Source organism: Bacillus cereus (assembly GCF_002577405.1).
GTDB classification, from domain to species: domain Bacteria; phylum Bacillota; class Bacilli; order Bacillales; family Bacillaceae_G; genus Bacillus_A; species Bacillus_A cereus_AU.
The window spans coordinates 1-24439 of sequence record NZ_NULR01000031.1; the positions used below are offsets into that span (position 1 = coordinate 1).

The window sequence follows — 24439 nt, forward strand, 5'->3', positions numbered from 1 at the left end:
TTACTCTTTACTCTTTACTCCACAATACTCTCTAGTTCATTATATAACTCTACTCGTAACAACTCTTTTTTCATTTTTTCTTCATACAATTGTTCAAGCATTTCAACATCAACTACATTTTCCATTTTACATTCAAGTTCATATATCGCTTCTTCTACATGCATTAACTCGTTTTCAATCTCCTCAAAACTCCTAGGCTCTTTCTTTTTCACATGAGCTGTTTCAATACTTTTTCTCCCCTGGCGTTTCTGCTTTATTACTTGTTTCTCAACCTTTTCTTCCCACTTTTGACGAGCCCATGCATAGTTCCCTGTAAACTCAAATAATTTATGTTCATCAATCCAATACGTCTTTTCAAATAACTTATTTAAGAAATATCGATCATGTGAAACAGCTAAAATTGTTCCATTATATTGTTCAAGGGCTTCCTCTAAAACTTCTCTTGATTCAATATCAAGATGGTTTGTCGGCTCATCTAATATTAAAAAATTGATGTCCTGATACATAAGTTGTGCGAGCCTTAACCTCATTTTTTCTCCCCCGCTAAGTTGGGTTACTTTCTTAAACACCGCTGGACCATAAAATAAAAACTTAGCTAATATATGTCTTGCTTCTCCCTCTGTTACAGCTACACACTCTCTGAAAGCTTCCAATACATTACTCTTCATATTTCCGTACGCATGCTGCGATAAATAACCGATTTTCACACTACTACCAATCCGAATTTCTCCAGCATCTGGCTCTATTTCTTCTAGTAGTAATTTTAGTAGCGTAGTCTTTCCAGTGCCATTACGACCAACAATAGCCGCACGCTCCTGAAAACGAACATGTAAATTGGCATGCTCGAATAACAATCTGTCAGCAAATCCTTTACTAACTTCTTTCATTACAACAACATCTTTTCCGCTTCTCTCTTGCCCCTCAAACTGAAGTCCCATCTGTTTTCGTTCTAAAATTGGTCTCTTTAACTTCTCTATACGTTCTAACGCACGTTCCATATTTCTCGCTCTTTTATGCAATCCTTCATTCGGAGGGTTCGCTTGATTTGCCCATTCACGTAGACGCTTAATTGCTTCTTTCATTTTCTTTATTTTCTTTTGCTGTTCTTGATAAGCTTGGAACTCCTGAAGCAACCGTTCTTCCTTTTCCTCAACGAACTGAGAATAGTTCGTATGATACACGTGAATTTCTCCATCTTCTAAATCAAAAATCTTCGTTACAACTTCATCAAGGAAATAACGATCATGTGAAATGACCATAACTGTTCCTGTATATTCTTTTAAAAATTGCTCTAGCCACTCTACGGCAAATAAATCTAGATGATTGGTTGGTTCATCTAATAGAAGTAAATCTGGTTTCTGCAATAGCATGTACGCAAGGCTTATTTTTGTTTGTTCTCCACCACTTAACTCCATAAATGATCGAGGAAATAGTTCCGTCACTTGTAGACCATTTGCTACCTTCGTAATATTTGCTTCTATTTCATAACCACCGAGAAACGTGAACTTTTCTTGAATTACTCCGTACCTCTCCATCAATTTTTGCAAAGCAGATGGTTCTTGTTCTTCCGCCATATTCTTTTCTAAAACATGCATTTCTTGTTCTAATTCCTTTTCTGCTTTAAAGGCGGAACTCAATACATCATATACAGTCATATCCTCATCAAATTTTGGAATTTGTGCCACATGACCAATACGTGTACCTTTCTTCATATGAATCGCTCCTGCATCCGAATTCTCCATTCCTGTTAGAAGCTGAAATATCGTTGTCTTCCCACTACCGTTGCGGCCGACCAAACCAACACGTTCACCATTCTTTATTTCAAGCGATATATTTTCAAATATGATGTTTCCACCAAAAGATTTCGTTACATTATTTACACTACAAATTGTCATTTTCCGTACTCCTTTCAATATAAAAAACCATGGGAAAGAAACATTCCCCATGGTTTTTGGCATAGAAAAAGGAAGCCAAATAGCTCCCTTTTCACACGTTTATTAAAAATGGGTGAAGAGATTTCTATCGTTCAATAGCTACTATGCAATTGTTAAAAAAGGGCATACGTATCCCGTTAACAACTACATCATGAAAAATCGCATGACAAAAATAGATAAAATCTAAAAATTTGGCACGCGCAGCTAAAGAACGTTTCATCTCATTCACCTCTTTCGTACGGAATTTAATACTTACTTCTTTATTATACTTTCCAATTTCATGTTTGAATAGTCATTTTTCTGAAAATAATGAAGATAGACTAAACATTTCAATAAGTGACATCAAAGCTTACAAAACTGTTATGTTCACGTAATGGAAAGCGATAGTATGAAAAGCTACCTCCTTATACAATAAAGATGTAAACAAGAGAGACAAACAAAAGGAGGAAACAATCATGATGAAAGAAATCGTAAAAGCAATCTTTGAGGTATTAGTGAACGGACAAGCAGTTGTAAAAGAACTAAACGAACTATAAAAGGAGTGAAGAAAATATGATGAACATGGTAAAAATGATTTTACATGCTTTAGTCGATGCAAAAGCAGTTAGTCAAGAATTAAACCAACAATAAAAAGGGGTATATGAATATGAAGAAAGCCATTATTGTAATCGCAAGTACAGCAATTGCCTTATACACAATAAAAAATAGAAAAAAGAAACAAAACGAAAATACTCTATATTATCCATACACATTATTAAAGAAAAAATAAAAGACAAGGTACCCTATTATAATGAGGATATCTTGTCTTTTATTTTTCCCTATTCCCTTTAAAGGATTTCCCCCTCCTTTTCCCGAATGTATTAAGCGGGATTTTTACACATATTTTAAAGGGGCATATATACAAATGGATACTCAACAACTATATTTTTTAAACGATATCGGTAAACAAAAGCCGGAAAGCATTCGGAACAGAGGCGCTGCATGTCCTTTTTGTGACAGAGAAAATTTAACGGATATTTTAGCAACTGAGGGCTCTATTATTTGGCTGAAAAATAAATTCCCTACATTAAAAGATACATTTCAAACAGTGTTAATTGAAACTGATAATTGTGAGGATCATATCGGAACATATACAGAAGAACATATGAGAAAACTAATTCACTTCTCTATTCAACATTGGTTACACTTGCAGAAAAGTGAAGAATTTACATCTGTGATTTTATACAAAAATCACGGTCCATTTTCAGGTGGAAGTTTGCATCATGCACACATGCAAATTATCGGAATGAAACATGTAGACTATCTCGAAAATATTAAAGAAGAAAATTTCCAAGGGGTAATTGTTCAAAAAAACGGAAACATTGAGCTCAACATTTCAGAGCGCCCCATTATCGGTTTTACTGAATTTAACATAATCATTGAAGATATTGCCTTTCTCGATGAAATGGCAAACTATATTCAGCAAACTGTACGTTACATACTGACAGATTTCCATAAAGGGTGTAGTAGTTATAACCTATTTTTCTATAACCTAAACGGAAAAACCATTTGTAAAGTTGTTCCTAGGTTTGTCGTTTCACCGTTGTATGTAGGATATAAAATACCCCAAGTTTCTACAAAACTAGAGGATGTAAAAATACAACTAGCGCAGTATTTCACGAAACAAGAAGATGAAATTCTCCATAAAAAAACAGAGTAGGTATCGAAAACCTACTCTGTTTTCCCATTATTTTAGGGTAGTAAAACTCCCCACTGATTAAAGATTTACTTTATTACACCTTTATTTCGATAGTATACGTCCTCTAATCCAACGTTATACTTCATGTTGTTATCCGTCCACTCTGGCCCTAAATTCCCTGGCCAACCTGATGTATTCGCTACATATTTCAGTAATGCAAAATCAGTCAAACCTTTTTGCACCCCGCGCTTATATCCTTTCACTAAATGCGGCATTGCTATTTGCGCATTTGTACGTGGGTCTTTCAGCTCTTCATCAGTTAAAGAATCTGGCGCAAGTCCACCGCCGCGGTGCAATTGAAACAATCCGAATGAAGTTCCATTATCTCCAACACTTCTTGGATTTAATCGGCTTTCATGTTCAGCAATTGTAAGAGGTATCCATTCCGGAAGATTTACTTTATTTGCTTCCTCTATAATGATTTGTTTCATCTGTTTCGCTTCTTCTGAATCAACATAGCTTGTCTCATTCACTAGCTTATCCATTCCTTCAGACTTATCTTGGAAATATACATACACTCCAAGAACAACTAAAAATCCTACAAAGAATTTCTTCACTACCTCTACCTCTTTCTCCGCTGAAATTTGTCCCCTTTCAGCCTTCTTCCCTTTACAATTGCCTATATTCTATCATTCTCTCACTCTTTCATCATAGCAAATAACCATATATGTTATCATCATGCTTTAGACCGATTTTATGAAAAAACATCTGGTAAATACGTGTAAAAATGTAACTTAAATGGACTACAGCTTGTTTCTTGTATATAATTGTAAATTGAATTCCATATATAGACTAGGAGCACACAAAATGAAAAAATACATACTACTCTTGTTCAGTATTGTACTACTCATCCCTATACACACCTCTGCGCAAACATCATCAAAACCAAAAGTACTTGTTCTGTATAGTACAAAAGACGATCAAATTACAAATAATATTCAAATACTTAATACTCAATTAGGGCATTTTACAAATGATATAACTACGAAAAGTTTAAAACAAGTAAATGAAATTACTAATTCGTCTTCTTATACACATATTGTCTATATCGGTGAACAAAAAGAAGAGTTTTCTGATGAGACAAAACAATTTCTAGAAAACTTCTCAGGGCCCTTATTAGTGTTAGGACAAAATGTTGAGCAATTATCTAATCGTTTTTCTTTCATTACACTGAAGGAAGATGATATACGCGTTAATAAAATTGAATATCCAAGCAATAAGCTGAAAAACACTTTAGAAGAGGAACGATTGATTCAAGCGTTTGATACGACTGGAACCATTCTCGCTAACGCTTTAAGCTCAAATAGTACTAATCCATTAATCGTTCAGCATGGAACATCTTATTACGTTGCAACGCCAAACCTTTTTGATTGGATGTCTCATTACGTCGGCGAAATGCTATTTTCTTACTTCGAACAAAAACCAACGAAAAATAAAATTGAAGCGTATCTGCGCCTTGAGGACGTTCACCCAGCCGCAGATATAAATCAATTAAAAGAAATTGCTGAATTACTAAAAGAGAAGAAGATCCCTTACATGATTACGGTCATTCCGGTATATACAGATCCGGATACAGGAAAAACGATACACTTAAAAGACAAACCCGAATTAGTCGATCTTTTACGCTCTATGCAAGATGATGGTGCCTCCATCATTATGCATGGCTATACTCACCAATTTTATGACAGTGAAACTGGTGAAGGCTTTGAATTTTGGGACGTAAAAACAGATCAACCAATTCGGCAACCAAAGCATGAAAAACCAAAAACAAAGGATGACTTTCCTAATACAGAAGCATATAACCAATATGTAAAAAAAGGGAAAGAGTTTGAAGAAAAATATACGACTGATCATATCGAAAAAGGCATTCAAGAACTTGTAGATGCTAAACTATATCCTGTTGCATTTGAAGCGCCTCATTACACAATGTCTCAAAAAGGGTATGAAATATTATCAAGATACTTTTCAACCTATGTAGGACAACTACAGTTAAGTGATACAACTTGGAAATCCATGCACTCTCCAGCATACAGAAGTACACCATCATTTCTACACGGAATGAAATTAATGCCTGAAACAGTTGGATTTATTGAAGAAGATAAACCACAAGCTATTGCGAAAATGAAAGAACGTGCTTTATCTGTTGCTAAATTATCCGATGGAGTTATTGGTGCATTCTATCATCCTTACTTAGGTGTGCAACCATTAAAAGAAGTTTTAACGGATCTAGAAAGCATTCCAAATATAGAATGGATTGATTTACAAAAAGAGACGAACGAAGTAAAAATGAACGATATTCATATTACTACTGATAAAGACGGCATTCATGTTGAAAAACCAACAAGTGCAGATGACGTAATTGATTATATAAAACAATATGGATTCTTCCTTATACTCGGGTTCATTATCATCGTCTTTCTTTTATTATTAAAACGTGCAAAGAAATTAGAATCATAATAAAAACACCAAGCGAGATGCTTGGTGTTTTTTTCAACCTAAGTCGAAACGTGGCATTTTATTAACAACCCATTGATCATTTTCATAAATAAACTCTACTTCTACTTCTTCCGTTACATTATCGTAATCGTTATACGTTTCTACCTGTGCTTTTATCTTACCATCCTGTAACTGAGCAGAAATAATCTTTATGTATTTAGTCCCAGCTCTCGCTCCTGGGTCCCCCATGACATAGTGCATCTTTCCATTTAATTCTTTAATATACTCACCCTTCATATATTCTGCTATGAATTGTTTTGAGAAGTACGTCGATAGCGTAGTCTCTAAAGCAGCCTTCGTATTATAAGCAGGGTTAACTAATTCTCCATATGAAAAATTCCCTACTCGTTTTGGGCTTCCTGTTAATGCCGCTATTTGAATATTAGTAAGTTCCTTTTGCGCATTTAATACTTTCTTTAACATAACATCATCCGCTAATTTTTTATCTTTTGCTTCATTTGATTTCTTTGTATCCAAATTCAGAATAGTTCCATTATCCGTGTAGAGATACATATCTCCTGCTACAAAATATAAATAGGATTTAGTTGGTTCGACCGCTTTATTATAAATTACCTTTTCATTTCCACCATTAAGTTTCTTCTTATACACTCCATCATTTTTCAAGTAATAAAAAGTATCGCCTTTCATATTCATCTGTAAGGCATCCTTTACTAATAATTCTTCCTTATTTTGTTGAATGTCTATCTCATATATGCCATGCTCTGCTTGATTTGTTTCAAAAGGTAACGAAAAGTCGACAACAGCATATAATTTTTCATTATTATAAATAGCACTAGATATTGTTGCATAATCTTCTTTTGACCAAGTTTTATTATCTTTTGTTACCTGTGTTCCACGATTTTTATTCCAATGTAGAATACTATCGTCTATTGTTTGAGACCAGCCAGAGTTTTTAAATGCAGCTTCCTCTTCTTTTCCTGTTTTCAAATCCATTTTTACAATCCCTACAATATCAAAACCACCATGCTCAGAATACTTTTTCGGATAAAATAACGTTTGGTCTTTTATATAAACATAATTTGTATCTGTTTTTAACGTGTCCAGCTTTTTAGAAGGTATATCATACTTCATTAAAGAAGATAACCCCATATTTTTATCTTCATCCGTATGAATAAAATATAAAGATTTGTCTTTTATATTTATGTAAGAAGCATTCACGCCTTTTACTACATGCTCTGATGTTTGAAATTGATCCTTCGTACGATAAATTCCTCCTGTATTTTCATCCCCATTTACCGCATAGTAAATCCATCCATTACTCTCTGCCATTTTTCCTTTATTAGAACTGTTTCCAACCGAATTCCCATTTTTCTCATTTTCTTTCATCTGTTTTTCAACTACTGGATCAATTTGTTCTTCCTTTTTTTCTTGTGCTACATTTGTATTTGCAACCTTTTGTTCTGCTTCACACCCAAACGTTGCAAGTGAAAGCGCCCCGACCATAATCGTAATAGCTATCTTTTTATATGCTCTCCCCATTTTCTCCCCTACTTCCTTCATTAAATTGAACACATGATAAATTATAGAAAATAACGGAAAAAATATCCATAATAAAAAGGGTAAGAGTAACTCTCCTATCCCTTCAAATAAAATTGAATGGTATTTTCATATATTGTTTCTGTAACCTTATCAACAGATATGTTTTTTATGACACTAATTTCCTTTAATACCTCTTTAATCATTCTAGGATGCGTCATAACACCTTCTTGAAATTCCCACGGCCCATCTGTTTCTACCATCATATATTCAAGCGGATAATACGAAACGATTTTTCTAATTTTCTCCTTATGCAAAACATCCGGTGTAATAGAAATATAATAACCGTTCCTCATCATCCGTTTCATTGTCTCTTCACTTCCTTTAAACCAATGAAAATGTGCACGTGAAACTTTATATTCCTCGAGTAAATCACATACAATATCCGCATCCTCATAAACTGCGTGCAATACAATTGGTAAATTGTGCTTACTAGCTAGTTCAACAAACCTTTTTAACACCACTATGTATGGATCGATAGCAATATTTTCGTCTTCTTTCCTTACATAATACGGCAAGCCCACTTCACCGATTGCAACAATTTCCTCAGCATGCTCTTCAATGAGTTGATAAATCCGCTCACATTCTTCTTTATAAATCGGTTGCTCCGGATGAAAACCTATTGCTGGATATATAAAGGGATACCGATTTGCTAAAGATAGAGTTTCTCGACATGATTGATAATTCATAGATACTGCAATAAGCCCTTGTATCTCTTTACTGTTTTCCACATCTATAAGTAATCTACTTTTCTCTTCATTCCCATATTGATCAACATGTATATGACTATCAATCCATTTCATCTTTATTCCTCCATAAAAAAAACAAGAAAGGACCTCCCTTCTTGTTTTATTATCTATATTATTTAACAACTAAGTTTGTTATGATATCAAATAATCCAATACACACTACGGCAACAGTAAAGTAGCTACAGAAATCTTTAATTGGAAACTTCACTACTTCTTCTTTACGCATCCCATTTTTCTCCCTTCTTACTAAATCCCTAATTACTTTATCTATTTGTATCTATTATGCAAAAAATATGACAAAATTACTATCGAATTAACTTACGTAAACCTTACAATGTTGTAAGGTTCAAAAAAGAGCCTCATCTAAATACAGATGAGGACTATTAAAAATTAGTTGGTTTTCATTCTTCATTACATTACAAACAGAAAGTAATACATTGAGACTTTCTACTTATACTATATTAAATTTACTCTCTTTCAACTATCGAATTGCATTACAGGAGTCTTACATGTTTGTAAGCTATATGTAATGTAATTCGATAGTTCCTCTTACCTATATTTCGTACAATAAGATTAGAAAGTAAGCCAAATAAGAAGAACACTCACATAACCAAATTACATTGCTAGTAGCCTACTCTTCTTATACCTTTCACTTATACTACTGCAATGTGTCCCCTTCCCCTTTATATAATAAAATGCCCTAGTTCCTATGGACCAGGGCATTTTTTATGCGCCGGATAAATACCCCCCACCAGTATTTTATCTTTCGACAAAAAATAGATGGGGGTATATTTCGCTATCTCATCGCTAAAAGTTCACTCTTCGCATTTATAGGAATATTTGTTGCTTCAATCTCTTCAATCGACTCACCGTAACGTCCTTTTGCGTACACCTTTAACGCTTCATCTCTCTTTAACATATGCTTAACAGTCTTCTTTATTTTTTGCTCTTTTCCACGTTCATCAAATGCAATAAATTCATATTCATACCATTCATCACCAACATGCTGACCAATCGTATTCACTATCGTATAGTATTCTTTCGTCTTATAAAGTGGATTGTATTTATCAATAACTGGCCCAAGTTTCGTAGGCAGTAACACTACCCCTATTACCGCTATCGCTATTACAGTAGTAATCATTTTTTTCTTCATATAAACCTTCCTCCTCTGCAGGATATCTATACATCCATTTTAAAAAGACGAAATAAAATCTACCATTCAATCCCATTACATTACCCTTACATTTTTGTAAGCATAAAAAAGATGAACGAATTTACTCGTTCATCTTTTAGCTTGCTTTAAAGCCACCGCCAAGTACATCACGTACATCGTGAATAACAACAAAGGCATCTTCATCTACTCGGCTAATAACTTGTTTTAACCTAACAAGTTCTTGTTTATTTATAACTACATATAATACTTCTTTATTTTTACCAGTATATCCGCCGCGCCCTTCCAATACAGTGACGCCGCGTGTCATGCTTTTCGTAATAGCTTCACGAATTAAGTCCGGTTGATTCGAAATGATCGTAACAGCAGTTTTTGTATCCATTCCTTCTACAATGAAATCAATCACTTTCGCTCCGATGAATACAGCAACAAGCGTATACATTGCTTTTTCTTGTCCTATTATAAATACAGAACCAGCAATTACAACAATATCAATAATAAGTACACCTTTACCAACGCTCCAACCTAAATATTGATTTGCTAACTGCGCTAAAATAGCTGACCCTCCTGATGTACCTCCAGCTTTGAACATACAACCTAATCCAACACCTACAAATACACCAGCAAATAAAGCCGCTAATAACGTATCACTATTTACGTGATACTCAATGTGTTCTGTAACATATAAAAACAAAGATGTTTCTACAATCCCTAAAATTGTATAAACCATCGTTTTCTTATCAAAAAATTTATAACCAATAGCCAATAAAACCGCATTTAAAGCAAAATTCACAATTCCTGGTGACCAACCAAATAAATAGTAAGTAACAACCGTTACACCAATAATGCCACCTTCTGATAAACGGTTTGGAATTGCAAAGTAATTAATACCAATTGCGAATAATAATGAACCAATTGTAATTAGTGTTATTTCTTTAATACGTTGATTAACCATAGTTCATGCCTCCCCCCATTTGACATTGTATCACTATCGCCTAGAGGTTTAGAAGTGGTTTTTATTCCGCATTTTTTCTCATAAAGACCGATATATTATGTTTAAACAAACGGTTGATTAATTATTCACGTTCGCTCTAATCGTACGAACAAACTGCTCCACATTCCCTTTCTGAATATACTTGGCTCTAACGGTTTTATGATTACAAGTAAACTCGAAACACGGACGGAAATCTATGTCATCTATATGCAAATATGAGTAATCTTTAAATGTTGCGGGATAGTACGGAAATTCCCCGTAAAAAAGGAGACGTCTGGTAGTGGCAGCAAAAATTCCATGTTGATAACGTAACGTAAAATTATCCTTCTCAAATATCCCTACCATATTACACCTGCATTCGTTTTCCTTACAAAAGTGTAATTTTTCTGTAAGCTAATTCGATAGTAGCTCTACGCAATATTTCATACAATTAAGTCAGAAACAGGGCAACAACCAATCGAAAAGGAGCGGATCGATATGATGAACAAAATGAAATCAAACAATTTTACGAATACAATGGGTATGGTATTTTCCGCTCTTATCGACGCAAAAGCTGTTGCTTCTACATTAAACAAGTAAGGAGAACGTATTATGAATAACATCACTTTTAACAAATTAGATTTTTTAGGACTAGCTAGCGGCTCCCTTCTTCTTACTGCTTTTATTTACGCTGCTACGCTTATATAAACTTTGTGTCCCCTTTCCCCTTTATATAAATAGTAATAGAAAAGACGACCGTCTATGCCCGGCCGTCTTTTCTTATTTTTGATTTGATTGCAAAGCTACCTTTAGCTCTTCAAACTTTTCATTTAATTGGTCTGTCATCATTTTCATAGCTGTTTTTCGGTCTATTTGTTCTCCCGCATCAATTTCAATCGGATCCCCAAAAATTAGTTGCGCCCTTTTTCCTTTTATTAATTCTTTTACACTTGACGGACCAATATAAGCTGCCGGTACTAATGGAACGTTAGAACGCAGCGCAATCGTAACGGCCCCAGCTTTTAATGAAACATCTTCTGATGATCTCGTTCCACTCGGAAAAATCCCGACTACCTTTCCTTCTTTTAATAAGCGTGATGGAATTTTGAGTGTACTCGGTCCTGGATTCGCACGATCTACAGGGAATGCATTTACATTTTTAAAGAACCAATTTTTAAATTTCCCTTCAAACAATTCTTTTTTTGCCATGTAATGAATCTCAGTCGGGTACATTCCTGTCGCTAACATTAGCACATCCATAAAACTTGTATGGGTACACGCAACAACATACGGGCCACCTTCTGGTAACTTCTCTCTCCCTTGCACTTCTACTTTCCCAGCCGTTTTAAATATATATTTCAACAAAAATGTAATTGGTTTATACATTTGTTTCGTTCCTTTCTGAATATCCGAATTATAATCATTTTCTTACAACAATTATAACACTAAGTTTTAGGAGTTGGTAACAATTTTAAGTATTAATTGTTACATTTCAATTCTTACAAAAGTGTAATTTTCTTGTAAGCTAATTCGATAGTTACTTCTTGCAATATTTCATATAATTAAGTCAGAAAGAAACAAGTAAGGAGAATGTATTATGAATAACATCACTTTTAACAAATTAGATTTTTTAGGATTAGCTAGCGGCTCCCTTCTTCTTACTGCTTTTATTTACGCTGCTACGCTTATATAAACTTTGTGTCCCCTTTCCCCTTTATATAAATAGTAATAGAAAAGACGACCGTCTATGCCCGGTCGTCTTTTTAAATTTTTCTTTCCTTTAATTCTTTTAAAAGCTGTATCAGTTCAGCTTGTTGTTTTACCTTCTTACGACCATTTCGATTAATTGCTGCAAGCTCGCAAGCAACTCCGACGGCGAAGAAAAACAATAAACTTTCTAGCATGTAAAATCCTCCAATTGCCCATTAAACAGCTTGGCGTAATTGCTCTTCTTGTAAAACTCGCTTATTTGTATTTTCTTCTTTTCTCTGACAAACGTTATTGTGAATAAGTGCTGCAATAACAAGTAAAGTTCCTGCAATATCAAACGTTGTTATTTGATATCCTTGCATCACCATAATAACTAAAGTCGTAATGGGTACAAAATTAATAAATAAAATCCCATTAATAGACGATAAAACTTTCACACCATAATTCCAAGCAAGTAACGCTACGATACCTGGTAATGTCATCATAAATAATAAATCATATTTCACAACAGAAATCGTTTCCATACTCGGAACTGAAACATATCCAAGTGCCGTAATAATTACCGTTATTATTCCTGTGACAGTTGTACCAAATACACACGTCAACGTAGAATAGCGTAATGTTGACCAATCGCTACACGTTTGACCACCCATCGTATAAATAACCCAACCTACAACACCAATAAATATAAATGCTAGTGAAAACATGTTATCTTTCAATGTTAAAAAGAAACTCATGTCACCTTTCGTAATAACAAACACCGCTCCTACAAAAGCAATAATCATGCTCGTTATCATATACTTTTTCGGTTTTACATGCTTATATCCCCATAAAATACAAATAGAAATCATCGGCATAAGTGCTTCCATAATGGATGCTACCATTACACCTGATTTCCCCATTAACATTTGACCTAAAAATACGAGTACATTATATACAGTAAACGCCATCGTTCCAAAAAAGACGAGCAACTTTCCTCTTCCCTCTAAACGAAATGCCTGTTTTCCTTCTTTCATTAATAATAATACAATCAGTACTATCGCCACTGCTCCATAGCGAATAAGTGAAAAATAAAATGGATCTATGTATTCTAGTGCATGATCAGCAACTGGAAACATCGCTCCCCATGACATACTTGCTATTAAACACGCCAAAGCGCCTATTATCATTTGACCTCTTCTCACCACAATCCTCCTCTTCTTTCTATTTGCACAAAGAGAATTGTAAAAGAAAAAATATATCACGTAAAATGATTCAAAATGATGTTAACTATCATTTATAATGATAGTTAACATCAAGGGGGATCGTAATATGGAATTAAGAGACTTACAAATCTTCCAAAGCGTCGCTGAATACGGTAGTGCCAGTAACGCCGCAAAGGAATTAAATTACGTACAATCAAATGTAACATCACGTATTAAACAATTAGAGAACGAGCTAAAAACACCGCTCTTTTATCGTCATAAACGAGGCATGACTTTAACAGCTGAAGGAAGGAAAATGCTCGTTTATGTTAATACAATTTTGCAAGATGTTGAAGAGCTAAAACAAGTATTTTTAGATAGTGAAACACCATCTGGTATATTAAAAATCGGTACAGTCGAAACAGTAAGTACATTACCTACCATTTTGTCTTCTTACTATAAAAGCTATCCAAATGTCGATTTATCATTACAAGCTGGTCTAACGGAAGGACTTATTAGAGAAGTGCTTGATCATCAATTAGATGGTGCCTTTATATCAGGTCCTATTAAACATCCACTTATTGAACAGTACGATGTTAGTACAGAAAAATTAATGCTTGTGACACAAAATAAAGCTTTTCATATAGAAGAATTTACAACGACGCCCCTACTCGTTTTTAATCAAGGATGTGGATACCGTTCCAAACTAGAACGATGGCTTAAAGATGAAGGTTTACTACCAAAAAGAATTATGGAATTTAACATATTAGAAACTATATTAAATAGTGTAGCACTCGGTCTTGGGATTACACTCGTTCCCCAGTCTGCGGTGCAACACCTTTCTACAGCAGGTAAAGTACACTGCCATCCAATTCCCGAGAAATACGGCAGCATTTCAACAGTTTTCATACGTCGTAAAGATAGTTACATGACCAATTCGATGCGAAGCTTTTTAAAAACAATTAAAGAGCATCATCACATTAATTTGCTTTAACAGACATTCTTACAGGAATGTCTTTTTTTCTTACAAAAGTGTAAGTCTTTCGTAAGCTAATTCGATAGTTACAGGTGACCATATTTCCTATAATTAAGACATAAGCAGGGCAACAACAATTCGAAAAGGAGCGGATACGCATGATGAACAATATGAAATCAAACAAATTTTTAAATACAATGGGCATGGTGCTATCCGCACTTGTCGATGCAAAATCTGTTGCAACTACATTAAACAAATAAGGAGAGATTATGATGAACAACATTACATTCAACAAATCAGACTTTATCGGCCTTGCAAGTGGAGCAACTCTTCTTACAGCTTTCATTTACGCACTTGCTCAAAGTCTCGTTTAACAATCCGTTTCCCCAACCCCCTTTATATATAGAGAAAGCTGCTCGTCTTATAGACAAGCAGCTTTTTAGTTTGTTTCATATATAATTTGACCTGTTTTCGTCATATCATATCCACCAATTGCTTTTAATTCATTATGAAATTCTTCCGATTGCAGAATTTCTTTCACAACTTCGATAAGCTCTTCATTTTCTTTATTCTTCAAAATTACTAAATCATACTGCTCTTTCATGATTGGAATAAAATCTACATTTACAATTTGCGAAAACTTTTCTGATCCTACCCCAACATCAGCTTTCCCATTCGCAACTTGCGAGGCAACACCAAGATGATTCGATTCTTCCCGTTCATATCCGCTAATATGTTCTTTATTTAATTTTTGAATTCGCAATTGCTCATCCACTAATACCCTAATACCAGAACCTTTTTCTCGATTTATAAATCGTATAGATGACTGAGATAAATCAACCCACGTTTTTATTCCTTTCGGGTTCCCTTTTTGCACATAAAACCCAACATTTCTTGCCAATAAATTAATCATAATACATGGTTGTCCAACTAAAATACGCTTTACGTACGGAACATTATATGTACCCGTTTCGCCATCAAACAAATGCAGACTAACGATACTTCCTTCTCCCTGGTACATTTTCACTAAACTCGTTAAACTACCTTGATACGCTCTTAAAACATTTGAACTTAGCAAACGATTTTCTATACGTTTTGCCAACATATCTAACGTTAGTTCTTGCCCGCTAATAATGCATGTATTCAAGATACTACTATCATCCTTCTTTGCAGAGGTAACTTGTATCTTTCCTGTTTTCATTTGTTTTATATATTGTTCTAAATCTGCTGCATCAATACGCATCTGTCTACCAACTCTATAAGAAGGCAGCTCTCCTTTTTTAATTAAGTCGTATACAGTTAGTTTTGATACTTTTAATCGCTTTGCTACCTCTTCCGTTGTGTAGGAATGATGATCCATAGACGATTCCTCACTTTCTTCCTTCATTGTAACAAAGAAAAGAATATTTCTCCTATTTTTTAAAAACAACTCAATCGTTCAAATTATATTCAATTATAACTAGTTATATTTAGTTATAATTAGTTATAATTGAATATGTCAAAACGAAAGGGGATTTCTTTATGAACAAATTCACATTACGATCCATCGGGGCACTTATACTTTCTTTCCTTCTTCTATTTAGTGTTGCTTGTTCAAACGGGGAAAATCAAGAAAAACCAGCTGCTAAAGAGGGGAAAACAGTCGAACTGACTATATCAGCTGCTGCAAGCTTACAAGATGCATTAAAAGAAATTGAACAACAATATAAAGAGAAAGAACCAAATATTCAACTTTCTTTTAACTTCGGTGCTTCTGGTGCACTTCAACAACAAATTGAACAAGGTGCACCCGCTGATTTATTCTTCTCTGCAGCAGAAGATAAATTCCAAACCCTTGTTAAAAAAGGATTCATTGATGAAAAAGAAGGAAAAAACCTTCTTGGAAACGAACTAGTTCTAGTCGTTCCAAAAGATAGTTCTCTTACAAAATTTCAAGATTTAAAAGATGAGAAAATCAAGAAAATCGCACTTGGTACACCCGAATCTGTACCTGCAGGAAAATACGCAAAAGCTTCTCTCACACATGAAAATCTTTGGAATGACGTTCAAAATAAAATCGTATTTACAAAAGATGTTCGCCAAGTGTTAACATATGTAGAAACAGGTAATGTCGATGCTGGTATTGTATACAAAACAGATGCTCTCATTTCAGATAAAGTAAAGATCGGTGAGACTGCAGCAGCTACTTCTCATGAACCAATCCACTATCCTTTAGGCGTTATAAAAGAATCAAAGCATAAGAAAGAGGCGACTTCATTTTATGAGTATTTACAGTCAAAAGATGCACAATCTATCTTTAAGAAATACGGATTTACAATCCTGCCATAATTGCTATGAGCTTTGATACAATTTTGTCACCTGTCTTTTTATCTTTGCGAGTAGCTGCGTGCGCCACCATAATCGTTACGATTTTAGGAACGATTATTGGGCGGTCACTAGCTCGCTCCTCATGGCGATATAAAGTACTATTAGAAACCATTTTCTTATTACCAATGGTACTTCCGCCAACTGTCATTGGCTTTTTTCTCATTATCATTTTTGGAAATAACAGCCCAATTGGAAAGTGGATTGAATCATTATTTCAGCAGTCCATTATGTTTACATCTACTGCTGCGATCATTGCTTCTACAGTCGTTGCATTTCCGCTTATGTACCAATCGGCAAAAACAGGGTTTTCTATCGCAAATGTACAAATTGAAGATGGCGCACGCGACCTTGGTGCGAGTGAATATCAAGTTTTTCTACACGTTACACTCCCACTTGCATTTCCCGCACTACTTAGTGGTATGATTTTAAGCTTTGTTCGCGCGCTCGGTGAATTTGGTGCTACTTTAATGTTTGCAGGAAATATACCCGGCAAGACACAAACAATCCCAACAGCCATTTACATGGCCATTGATGCAAGTAATATGCAACTTGCTTGGACACTTGTCATCATAACGATTAGCATGTCACTTCTATTCTTATTCTGTATTCAACTCATTAATAAACGAATTACCACTTCCTAAAGCAGCTTTTTTCGAAGCTGCTTCTTTATTTCTTAGGAAATAAAATATAGGGATGGGAAATAACTGAATTTTACTTTTTATTTAAATATACATTTTATTTGAATTTACTTTCTAAAATAGGCAATTTCCTGTTATTATATGGAGGTGTTTCAAAAATTGAAGAAATGAAAACGCATTTATATCGTAAGTTCTTCATCCTGTTTTAGCGATCGGTAATCTTCTACTCTATTAGTGGTGCATTACCAATCGGTAGAACGATATGTAATTATATTTGTATAGCAAAATGAAGGGAGTCTTGTAATGGACATTTTATTAGCGCTTCTTCCTGCAATTGCATGGGGAAACATCTTATTAGTAAGCGTAAAAATGGGCGGTGGTGCATATAGCCAAACGGTAGGTATGACAATCGGTGCTCTATTCTTCGCAACAATTATGTATGTATTTACTCAACCAGCTTTAACAATGACAGTCTTGATTGTTGGTTTTATTTCAGGTTTATTCTGGGCTTTAGGACAAGTAAACCAATTAAAAACAGTTGAAAAACTAGGTGTTTCAACAACTGTAACGATTTCTACTGGTATGCAACTTGTTGCAACTTCTATCTTTGGAGTTATCGCTTTTCATGAGTGGACCACTACTACTACGATCGTTATGGGAACGATTGCAATCCTATTAATTGTAGTTGGTGTTGTATTCACTTCATTAGATGATAAAGAAAATGCACAGCCACCAGGACAATTGAAAAAGGGACTTCTTACTTTAATTGTTTCTACTTTCGGCTATCTTGTATATGTAATTATTATTCGTTGGTATAACATTGATGGTTGGTCTGCTATTTTACCACAGGCAGTTGGTATGTTCGTTGGTGCAGTTGTACTGACATCTAAACATAAACCATTTAACAAATATGCAATTCGTAATGCTTTATCTGGTTTACTATGGGGAACAGGAAACTTATTCTTACTTCTTTCACTACCACGTGTTGGAGTAGCAACAAGCTTCCCATTATCTCAAACTGGTATCGTTATCTCGACTTTCGGTGCGATTGTCTTCTTAGGTGAAAAGAAAACAAAACGTCAATTGATCTTTATTGCACTAGGTAGTGTTTTAATTATCGGCGGCGCTGTATTACTTGGTCTAACAAAAGCATAAACTTATAATCTATTAATCCCTGAAGCATAACTGCTTCAGGGATTTTTAATTACAACTATTTTTCAAATATAATAATCTTTATAACCTTATTTGTATCAACTCTCCTCCCTCCATTTTCATCCTTTTTACTATAAGCCTTTTCTTTTTACAAAATTCTCTTAAAAATGGTATCGTTTTTTATAACATATCTCCACTGGAAAGGAATAAAGGATATGCCTAATAAACAACGAATTTTATTTATTGGTGCCGGTCGTATGGCAGAAGCTATATTTTCCGGATTACTTAAAACAAGCAGAGAATACATCGAAGAAATTATCGTTTCTAATCGAAGCAACGTAGAAAAGCTAGAACAATTACAAGGGCGCTATAATGTGTCTATTACAACAGATTGGAAGCAACATGTTACATCTGTTGATACGATTGTTTTAGCAATGCCACCTTCTGCACATGAAGAATTATTAGTGGAATTATCTCCGTTACTATCGAATCAACTTGTCGTAACGGTAGCTGCTGGCATTGGCCCATCTTATTTAGAAGAAAGACTTCCACAAGGAACACCTGTTGCTTGGATTATGCCTAATACAGCTGCTGAAATTGGCAAGTCTATCTCTTTATATACAATGGGACAATCAGTAAATGAGATGCATCAAGAAACCCTGCAACTGCTTTTAAGAGGCATTGGTACTTCGCAACTTTGCACTGAAGAAGAAGTGCATCAACTTACTGCAGTTACTGGAAGTGCACCAGCCTTCCTTTATTACTTTGCCGAAAGCTTAATTGAAGCAACAAAAAGTTATGGAGTCGATGAAGCAACCGCAAAACACCTTGTCATTCAAATGATTTCTGGCTCTGCTTCTATGCTTGAACAAACGCAAGATCCAGCTAACCTCCGCGAACAAGTAACAACACCAGGCGGTTCCACAGCTGAAGGTCTCAAAACTTTATATGAATATAATTTTTCAGAAGCAATTCAACAAGCAGTAGAAGCAACAAACAAAAAAGCTAGGGGGAAATAATATGAATTTAACAAGTTTAAAAGACTATACAACATTGCATAACGGTGTGAAAATGCCTTGGTTCGGCTTAGGTGTTTTCAAAGTAGAAGATGGATCGGAAGTAATCGATTCTGTAAAAGCAGCGATTAAAAATGGATACCGTAGCATCGATACTGCAGCAATATATCAAAATGAAGAAGGCGTTGGTCAAGCAATTCGCGAATCTGGTATTCCTCGTGAAGAGTTATTCATTACTTCAAAAGTGTGGAATAGCGATCAAGGTTACGAATCAACACTTCAAGCTTTTGAAACGACTTTAGAAAAATTAGGTCTAGAATATTTAGATTTATACCTAGTACATTGGCCTGTAAAAGGGAAATATACTGAATCATGGAAAGCGTTAGAAAAACTTTATAAAGATGGTCGTGTTCGTGCTATCGGTGTGAGTAATTTCCATATCCACCACTTACAAGACGTGTTTGAAATCGCTGAAATTAAGCCAATGGTCAACCAAGTGGAATACCATCCACGCTTAGCACAAGAAGAATTACACACTTTCTGTAAAGAACATAACATCCAGCTTGAAGCTTGGTCACCATTAATGCAAGGACAGCTACTGGATAATCCAACATTACAAGAAATCGCTACAAAATATAATAAATCGACTGCACAAGTTATTTTACGCTGGGATTTACAAAACGAAGTTGTAACGATTCCTAAATCAATTAAAGAACACCGCATTATTGAAAATGCAAACATCTTCGACTTTGAATTAAGCTCGGATGATATGAAAGAAATTCAAGCTTTAAATGAAAATCATCGCGTCGGTCCAGATCCAGATAACTTTAACTTCTAGTAGGAAACCACTGCCATATGCAGTGGTTTTTTTATTTTTAAAAAACTGAAAATTTAAACTATATTTCATTTGATTGACACTTCCTTATCCAAGGTGTAAGATTTTGAATTATCAAAGAAACACAAAAATTAATAAAATTTATTCGTTTACTCATTGTATCAAGAGAGGTGGAGGGACTGGCCCTTTGAAACCTCGGCAGCAGGTTCATTTTGAATACTGTGCCACTTCCTGCAAGCTTTATGCTTGAAAGATAGAATGAGGGACTTCGTTTATATACGGGTGCATAACTTGTACGTAAAAATCCCTCTTTCTCGATCTGAAAAGAGGGATTTTTTGTTTTTCATTTCCCTCATCATCATCCAAACTTATTAATTATTTAGGAGGAAAATCAAATGAAAAAGAAGTTTGTACCCGGTATTGCATCAGTTGTAGGAGTAAGTATTTTATTAACTGGTTGCGGTAGTTATAAAAACGAAGCTAGCGGAGCAAATGCAAAAGACGAGGCACCTAGTAAGCAAGTTTTAAACTTATCTTCACCTACTGAGATTCGAACGATGGATACAGCTCGTGCTACAGATACTGATTCTGGTCAAGTAATGAGAAACGTATTTGAAGGTTTGTATAATCTTGGTGAAGGTAATAAACCTGTTCCTGGTGTTGCAAAATCTCATGAAGTAAGTGGCGATAAAACGAAATACACATTCCATTTACGAGATTCAAAATGGTCAAACGGTACTCCTGTTACAGCGAAAGATTTTGTCTTCGCTTGGCAAAGAGCTGTTGACCCAGCAACAGCCTCTGAATATGCATTTCTATTCTTTGATATTAAAAACGCAACAAAAATTAACAACAAAGAACTTCCAGCCGACCAACTTGGTGTAAAAGCAGTTGATGACCATACGTTTGAAGTAGAATTAGAGCGTCCTGTTCCATACTTTATTAGCTTAACAGCGTTCCCAACATTTCTACCAATTAACGAAGAATTCTTTAAAGCACAAGGTGATAAGTACGCTTTAGAAGATAATACAATTTTGTACAACGGGGCTTTTACACTAAGCGATTGGAAGCACGAACAAAGCTTTAAATTCAAAAAAAATCCTACCTATTGGGATAAAGATACTGTCAAACTGGAAGAAATTAACTTTAACATCGTAAAAGAAAAATCAACAGAAGTAAATTTATTCGAATCTAAACAATTAGACCGTATTAAACTAACATCTGACTTCGTTGATAAATATAAAAAAGATGCTAACTTTAAAGAACGTCCAAACGTAGGCGTACAATTTTTACGTATGAATCAACAAAACAAAGTACTTCAAAACGTTTCTGCACGCCAAGCAATCGATCAAACAATCGATAGAAAATCCTTTGTAAATACGTTATTAAATGATGGTTCTACACCAACTTATGGTCTCGTGCCAAAAAACTTTGCAAAAGGGCCTGACGGAAAAGACTTCCGTACTGCAAACGGCGATTTAACAAAAGTTGATACAAAATCTGCACAAGAATTATGGAAAAAAGCCAAAAAAGAACTTGGTTCTGAAAAGATCACATTAGAATTATTAACAAGCGATGGTGACCTTGAGAAGAAAACTGGTGAGTTCCTAAAAGGGCAGCTTGAAAAGAATTTAGATGGATTAACAGTAAATATAAAACCGCAACCGCGTAAGCAACAAGTTTCACTTTTATTAAAAGGTGACTATGAAATTGGAATTGACGGTTGGAGCCCTGACTTTGCGGACCCAATTACATTCCTTGAACTATTTACAACGAACAACCCTTATAACTTAGATCACTACTCTAATAAAGAATTCGATGACACAATTGAAAAAGTAAAAACGACTTTAGCTGGTGATGAAAAGGCCCGCTTTGACGCATTACTAGCGTCAGAAAAAATATTGTTTAAAGACTCTGTTATCGCTCCTCTCTACCAAAAAGGAGAATCCTATTTAGAACGTTCTTATGTGAAAGGCATTGTGCAAGTGGACTTTGCAGGTCAATTAAACTTCAAGTGGGCAAAAATTGAAAAATAAAATACAATTTTAATCATCGTGTTTCCACTCACACCTATTGTTTTTTTAGGAAAATATATTAAAAGCAGATTCCCTAATACGAGGAAATCTGCTTTTCTAATATATTATTTTGCGAAATTAATACTCCATTTTTTATTATTGACATATAGTTACGACTTCCGTAAAGAAAATGGAAATCTAGTCAAAGATGATGTGAAAACAGATTTAGCTGGTGATGAAAAAGCTCGCTTTGGAGCAATGAAGCAAGCTGAAAAAATCTTATTACAAGATGGCGCTGTCGCTCCTTTATACCAACAAGGTCGCTCTTTCATTAAAGGGCTTGTAACGACTGACTTTGGCGGTGAGTTTAACTACAAGTGGACAGAAGTCGCAAAATAGTAAATACCAGTAAAAAGGTATCCAATTGAAGGATACCTTTTTACTTTATACTTCTTTACTTACAGAACCTCTTCCCTTTACCATTCCTTTTATGACTAGAGTAATTCCCGCTACCAATTGTGTAACTAGTATAATGAGTAATAATGAAATAATATTTTTCTCTAAATTAACTCCACCGAATATTATTGTATGATAACCATTTGCTGCGTATGTTGTGGGAAATAATCCCGAATACAGTGATAAACATTTGTGTATTAATGATAAGAAGACAAAAAGAACGATTGTCAGTTCTCTTCATAACTCTCTTTTTGTATTGAACTAAAACTCATAATGAATATAAACATAAACATCAAATATGTTTTCCACGTCAAAGAAGGTATATGTCCTGACCACAGATAACTAATTAAATAGTTGATTCCCATAATACACGACGATACTACTAAACTAATACTTATTAGTTTTACATATTTGAGCATACCTTTTCTCCTTACTTTTTATTTTTCTACCTCTTCAAATTGCAGGTTCACCGGTTCTTCTAAGAGTGTTTCATAAAAGTTTTCTGCCAAATCTGTTGAAGGAATTTTTTCATCCACTTCATCAAATCGAATACTATCTAGCCACACACAACCTTCTCCTGATAATAAAACGCCGAATGCAATACCAAGCGCTCCTTCTTTTATATCTAATACAACCGAGTACGATTGCCAGTTATTCGTATTTTTAATTGGGCGATTTTGCATATTATCCATAGCAAGCGGTTCTGTATCTTTTCCGTCTACTCGCATCCACAATCCTGCCCAATCTCTTACGTTCTCACTCTTAACAAACGCTGTTAAACGTAATCTTTTACCTACATATTTATCCGCCCGGAACATTTGCATTAATGTCGAAAATCCTCCATGTGTAACATTCTCTTTTGCTTTTATGTATGCAGATACTTTTCCTTGATGGGCAACTTCATAATCTAAACCCATCTCATATTCAGCAGGATGACTTCCACTTAAGATCCATCCTTTTGGTATACCTTTTTGCATTGAAACACCCTCTCTTTCTATATAAAATGACTGGAAATACTTTCGATATTTCTTTGGTGGCAATTGAAACATTCTTTTAAAAGCTCTCGTAAATGCCTCTTGTGAGGAAAAACCATATTGCATCGCAATATCAATAACCGCTCTTTCAGTCGACACTAAAGCCTGTGCAGCATAAGTTAATCTTCTCTTTCGAATATAATCCGTTACACTCATCCCGATATAACTTTGAAAAATACGATGAAAATGGTACATCGATACTGCACTGTGGAATGCTACTCTTTCTGTTGTGAGCTCTTCATGTAAATGATTCTCTATATATTCGATTGCTTTTTTTATCATCTCTTTATATTCTTCATGCATTTCAGTACCTCCTCACAACTTCAATTTACCATATACATACAAATCGTTTTTGATTTAAATTGCGGATTAACCCTTGAAGGTATAAGAAAATAATTTATTTTCAACACATACATAATTACATGCTTTTTGGAAAAA

27 protein-coding genes, 1 pseudogene and 1 riboswitch are annotated in these 24439 nt (G+C 34.7%); of the genes and pseudogenes, 14 read left to right on the forward strand and 14 right to left on the reverse strand.

The features are described 5' to 3' along the window. Positions 1–14: 14 nt before the first annotated feature. Entirely contained in the window at positions 15–1946 is a 1932-nt protein-coding gene (gene abc-f, locus COC96_RS25815; protein ID WP_098769663.1) for a ribosomal protection-like ABC-F family protein, read from the reverse strand. A 73-nt stretch (positions 1947–2019) separates the two neighbouring features. Beyond that, positions 2020–2154, reverse strand: coding sequence for an RAxF-45 family protein (locus COC96_RS28255; RefSeq protein WP_098769664.1), 135 nt, complete (start codon positions 2152–2154; stop codon positions 2020–2022). Positions 2155–2574: 420 nt separating this feature from the next. Here COC96_RS28255 and COC96_RS25825 point away from each other — a divergent pair, with 420 nt between their 5' ends. Beyond that, entirely contained in the window at positions 2575–2703 is a 129-nt protein-coding gene (locus COC96_RS25825) for a spore coat protein B (protein ID WP_098268925.1), read from the forward strand. Between the two features lie 135 nt (positions 2704–2838). Beyond that, positions 2839–3633, forward strand: a complete 795-nt coding sequence (locus COC96_RS25830) for a DUF4931 domain-containing protein (RefSeq protein WP_441293639.1) — start codon at positions 2839–2841, stop codon at positions 3631–3633. A 65-nt stretch (positions 3634–3698) separates the two neighbouring features. Here the strand turns inward: COC96_RS25830 and COC96_RS25835 are convergent, their stop codons facing one another. Further along, positions 3699–4229 carry a transglycosylase SLT domain-containing protein gene (locus tag COC96_RS25835; RefSeq protein WP_098268927.1) on the reverse strand — a complete coding sequence of 177 codons (531 nt, stop codon included), beginning with the start codon at positions 4227–4229 and terminating at the stop codon, positions 3699–3701. A gap of 250 nt (positions 4230–4479) precedes the next feature. Between COC96_RS25835 and COC96_RS25840 the strand changes: the two genes are divergently transcribed. Further along, the gene (locus COC96_RS25840) at positions 4480–6129 is read left to right on the forward strand and encodes a DUF2334 domain-containing protein (RefSeq protein ID WP_098268928.1); all 1650 of its coding nucleotides are present in this window, start codon (positions 4480–4482) and stop codon (positions 6127–6129) included. Positions 6130–6162: 33 nt separating this feature from the next. Here the strand turns inward: COC96_RS25840 and COC96_RS25845 are convergent, their stop codons facing one another. From COC96_RS25845 to COC96_RS25870, 5 genes are all read right to left on the reverse strand, one after another. Beyond that, positions 6163–7668, reverse strand: coding sequence for a DL-endopeptidase inhibitor IseA family protein (locus COC96_RS25845; protein ID WP_141535867.1), 1506 nt, complete (start codon positions 7666–7668; stop codon positions 6163–6165). A gap of 95 nt (positions 7669–7763) precedes the next feature. Further along, positions 7764–8528 carry a TatD family hydrolase gene (locus tag COC96_RS25850; RefSeq protein ID WP_098769666.1) on the reverse strand — a complete coding sequence of 255 codons (765 nt, stop codon included), beginning with the start codon at positions 8526–8528 and terminating at the stop codon, positions 7764–7766. A gap of 742 nt (positions 8529–9270) precedes the next feature. Beyond that, positions 9271–9627 carry a YxeA family protein gene (locus COC96_RS25860; protein ID WP_098769668.1) on the reverse strand — a complete coding sequence of 119 codons (357 nt, stop codon included), beginning with the start codon at positions 9625–9627 and terminating at the stop codon, positions 9271–9273. 136 nt (positions 9628–9763) lie between these two features. Continuing rightward, entirely contained in the window at positions 9764–10600 is an 837-nt protein-coding gene (locus COC96_RS25865) for a YitT family protein (protein WP_097903026.1), read from the reverse strand. A gap of 117 nt (positions 10601–10717) precedes the next feature. Further along, a complete protein-coding gene (locus COC96_RS25870) occupies positions 10718–10984 on the reverse strand; it encodes a PH domain-containing protein (protein ID WP_098769670.1) in 267 nt (88 codons plus the stop codon). Positions 10985–11230: 246 nt separating this feature from the next. Here COC96_RS25870 and COC96_RS25880 point away from each other — a divergent pair, with 246 nt between their 5' ends. Beyond that, complete coding sequence (locus COC96_RS25880; RefSeq protein ID WP_001060006.1) at positions 11231–11326, forward strand: DUF3948 family protein; 96 nt, start codon at positions 11231–11233, stop codon at positions 11324–11326. Positions 11327–11398: 72 nt separating this feature from the next. Here the strand turns inward: COC96_RS25880 and COC96_RS25885 are convergent, their stop codons facing one another. Then, positions 11399–12004: a lysophospholipid acyltransferase family protein gene (locus COC96_RS25885; protein ID WP_098268935.1), complete on the reverse strand. Its 606-nt coding sequence runs from the start codon at positions 12002–12004 to the stop codon at positions 11399–11401. 211 nt (positions 12005–12215) lie between these two features. Here COC96_RS25885 and COC96_RS27370 point away from each other — a divergent pair, with 211 nt between their 5' ends. After that, positions 12216–12311: a DUF3948 family protein gene (locus COC96_RS27370; RefSeq protein ID WP_001060006.1), complete on the forward strand. Its 96-nt coding sequence runs from the start codon at positions 12216–12218 to the stop codon at positions 12309–12311. Between the two features lie 70 nt (positions 12312–12381). Here COC96_RS27370 and COC96_RS25895 read toward each other — a convergent pair whose 3' ends face one another. Together COC96_RS25895 and COC96_RS25900 are read right to left on the reverse strand one after the other, a co-directional pair. Continuing rightward, a complete protein-coding gene (locus COC96_RS25895) occupies positions 12382–12522 on the reverse strand; it encodes a YrzO family protein (protein ID WP_000894071.1) in 141 nt (46 codons plus the stop codon). Between the two features lie 21 nt (positions 12523–12543). Beyond that, entirely contained in the window at positions 12544–13512 is a 969-nt protein-coding gene (locus COC96_RS25900) for a DMT family transporter (RefSeq protein ID WP_098769674.1), read from the reverse strand. A 127-nt stretch (positions 13513–13639) separates the two neighbouring features. On the opposite strand from COC96_RS25900, the gene COC96_RS25905 reads away from it, so the two are divergent. Then, entirely contained in the window at positions 13640–14506 is an 867-nt protein-coding gene (locus COC96_RS25905) for a LysR family transcriptional regulator (protein WP_098769676.1), read from the forward strand. Positions 14507–14760: 254 nt separating this feature from the next. Further along, positions 14761–14862, forward strand: a complete 102-nt coding sequence (locus tag COC96_RS25915) for a DUF3948 family protein (protein ID WP_088232809.1) — start codon at positions 14761–14763, stop codon at positions 14860–14862. 65 nt (positions 14863–14927) lie between these two features. Here the strand turns inward: COC96_RS25915 and COC96_RS25920 are convergent, their stop codons facing one another. Beyond that, positions 14928–15875 carry a helix-turn-helix transcriptional regulator gene (locus COC96_RS25920; RefSeq protein WP_098268938.1) on the reverse strand — a complete coding sequence of 316 codons (948 nt, stop codon included), beginning with the start codon at positions 15873–15875 and terminating at the stop codon, positions 14928–14930. Between the two features lie 134 nt (positions 15876–16009). On the opposite strand from COC96_RS25920, the gene modA reads away from it, so the two are divergent. From modA to COC96_RS25955, 7 genes and pseudogenes are all read left to right on the forward strand, one after another. Continuing rightward, positions 16010–16816: a molybdate ABC transporter substrate-binding protein gene (gene modA, locus COC96_RS25925; protein ID WP_098268939.1), complete on the forward strand. Its 807-nt coding sequence runs from the start codon at positions 16010–16012 to the stop codon at positions 16814–16816. A gap of 5 nt (positions 16817–16821) precedes the next feature. Then, positions 16822–17496, forward strand: a complete 675-nt coding sequence (gene modB, locus COC96_RS25930) for a molybdate ABC transporter permease subunit (protein ID WP_098268940.1) — start codon at positions 16822–16824, stop codon at positions 17494–17496. Positions 17497–17796: 300 nt separating this feature from the next. Continuing rightward, positions 17797–18648, forward strand: a complete 852-nt coding sequence (locus tag COC96_RS25935) for a GRP family sugar transporter (RefSeq protein ID WP_098268941.1) — start codon at positions 17797–17799, stop codon at positions 18646–18648. Between the two features lie 212 nt (positions 18649–18860). After that, positions 18861–19664, forward strand: a complete 804-nt coding sequence (proC, locus tag COC96_RS25940; protein ID WP_098268942.1) for a pyrroline-5-carboxylate reductase — start codon at positions 18861–18863, stop codon at positions 19662–19664. A 1-nt stretch (position 19665) separates the two neighbouring features. Continuing rightward, on the forward strand, positions 19666–20499 hold the full coding sequence (locus COC96_RS25945; protein WP_098268943.1) for an aldo/keto reductase: 834 nt from the start codon (positions 19666–19668) through the stop codon (positions 20497–20499). A gap of 152 nt (positions 20500–20651) precedes the next feature. Further along, a riboswitch (SAM riboswitch) is annotated at positions 20652–20756 on the forward strand. A 135-nt stretch (positions 20757–20891) separates the two neighbouring features. Beyond that, entirely contained in the window at positions 20892–22532 is a 1641-nt protein-coding gene (locus COC96_RS25950) for a peptide ABC transporter substrate-binding protein (RefSeq protein ID WP_098769678.1), read from the forward strand. A gap of 189 nt (positions 22533–22721) precedes the next feature. Next, positions 22722–22910: pseudogene (locus COC96_RS25955) on the forward strand (peptide ABC transporter substrate-binding protein); the annotation flags it as partial. 284 nt (positions 22911–23194) lie between these two features. Here the strand turns inward: COC96_RS25955 and COC96_RS25965 are convergent. Continuing rightward, positions 23195–23386 (reverse strand): hypothetical protein, encoded by a 192-nt coding sequence (locus COC96_RS25965; protein ID WP_097903356.1) that lies wholly within the window; start codon positions 23384–23386, stop codon positions 23195–23197. Positions 23387–23404: 18 nt separating this feature from the next. Further along, positions 23405–24304 carry a helix-turn-helix transcriptional regulator gene (locus COC96_RS25970; RefSeq protein ID WP_098769680.1) on the reverse strand — a complete coding sequence of 300 codons (900 nt, stop codon included), beginning with the start codon at positions 24302–24304 and terminating at the stop codon, positions 23405–23407. Between the last annotated feature and the right edge of the window lie 135 nt (positions 24305–24439).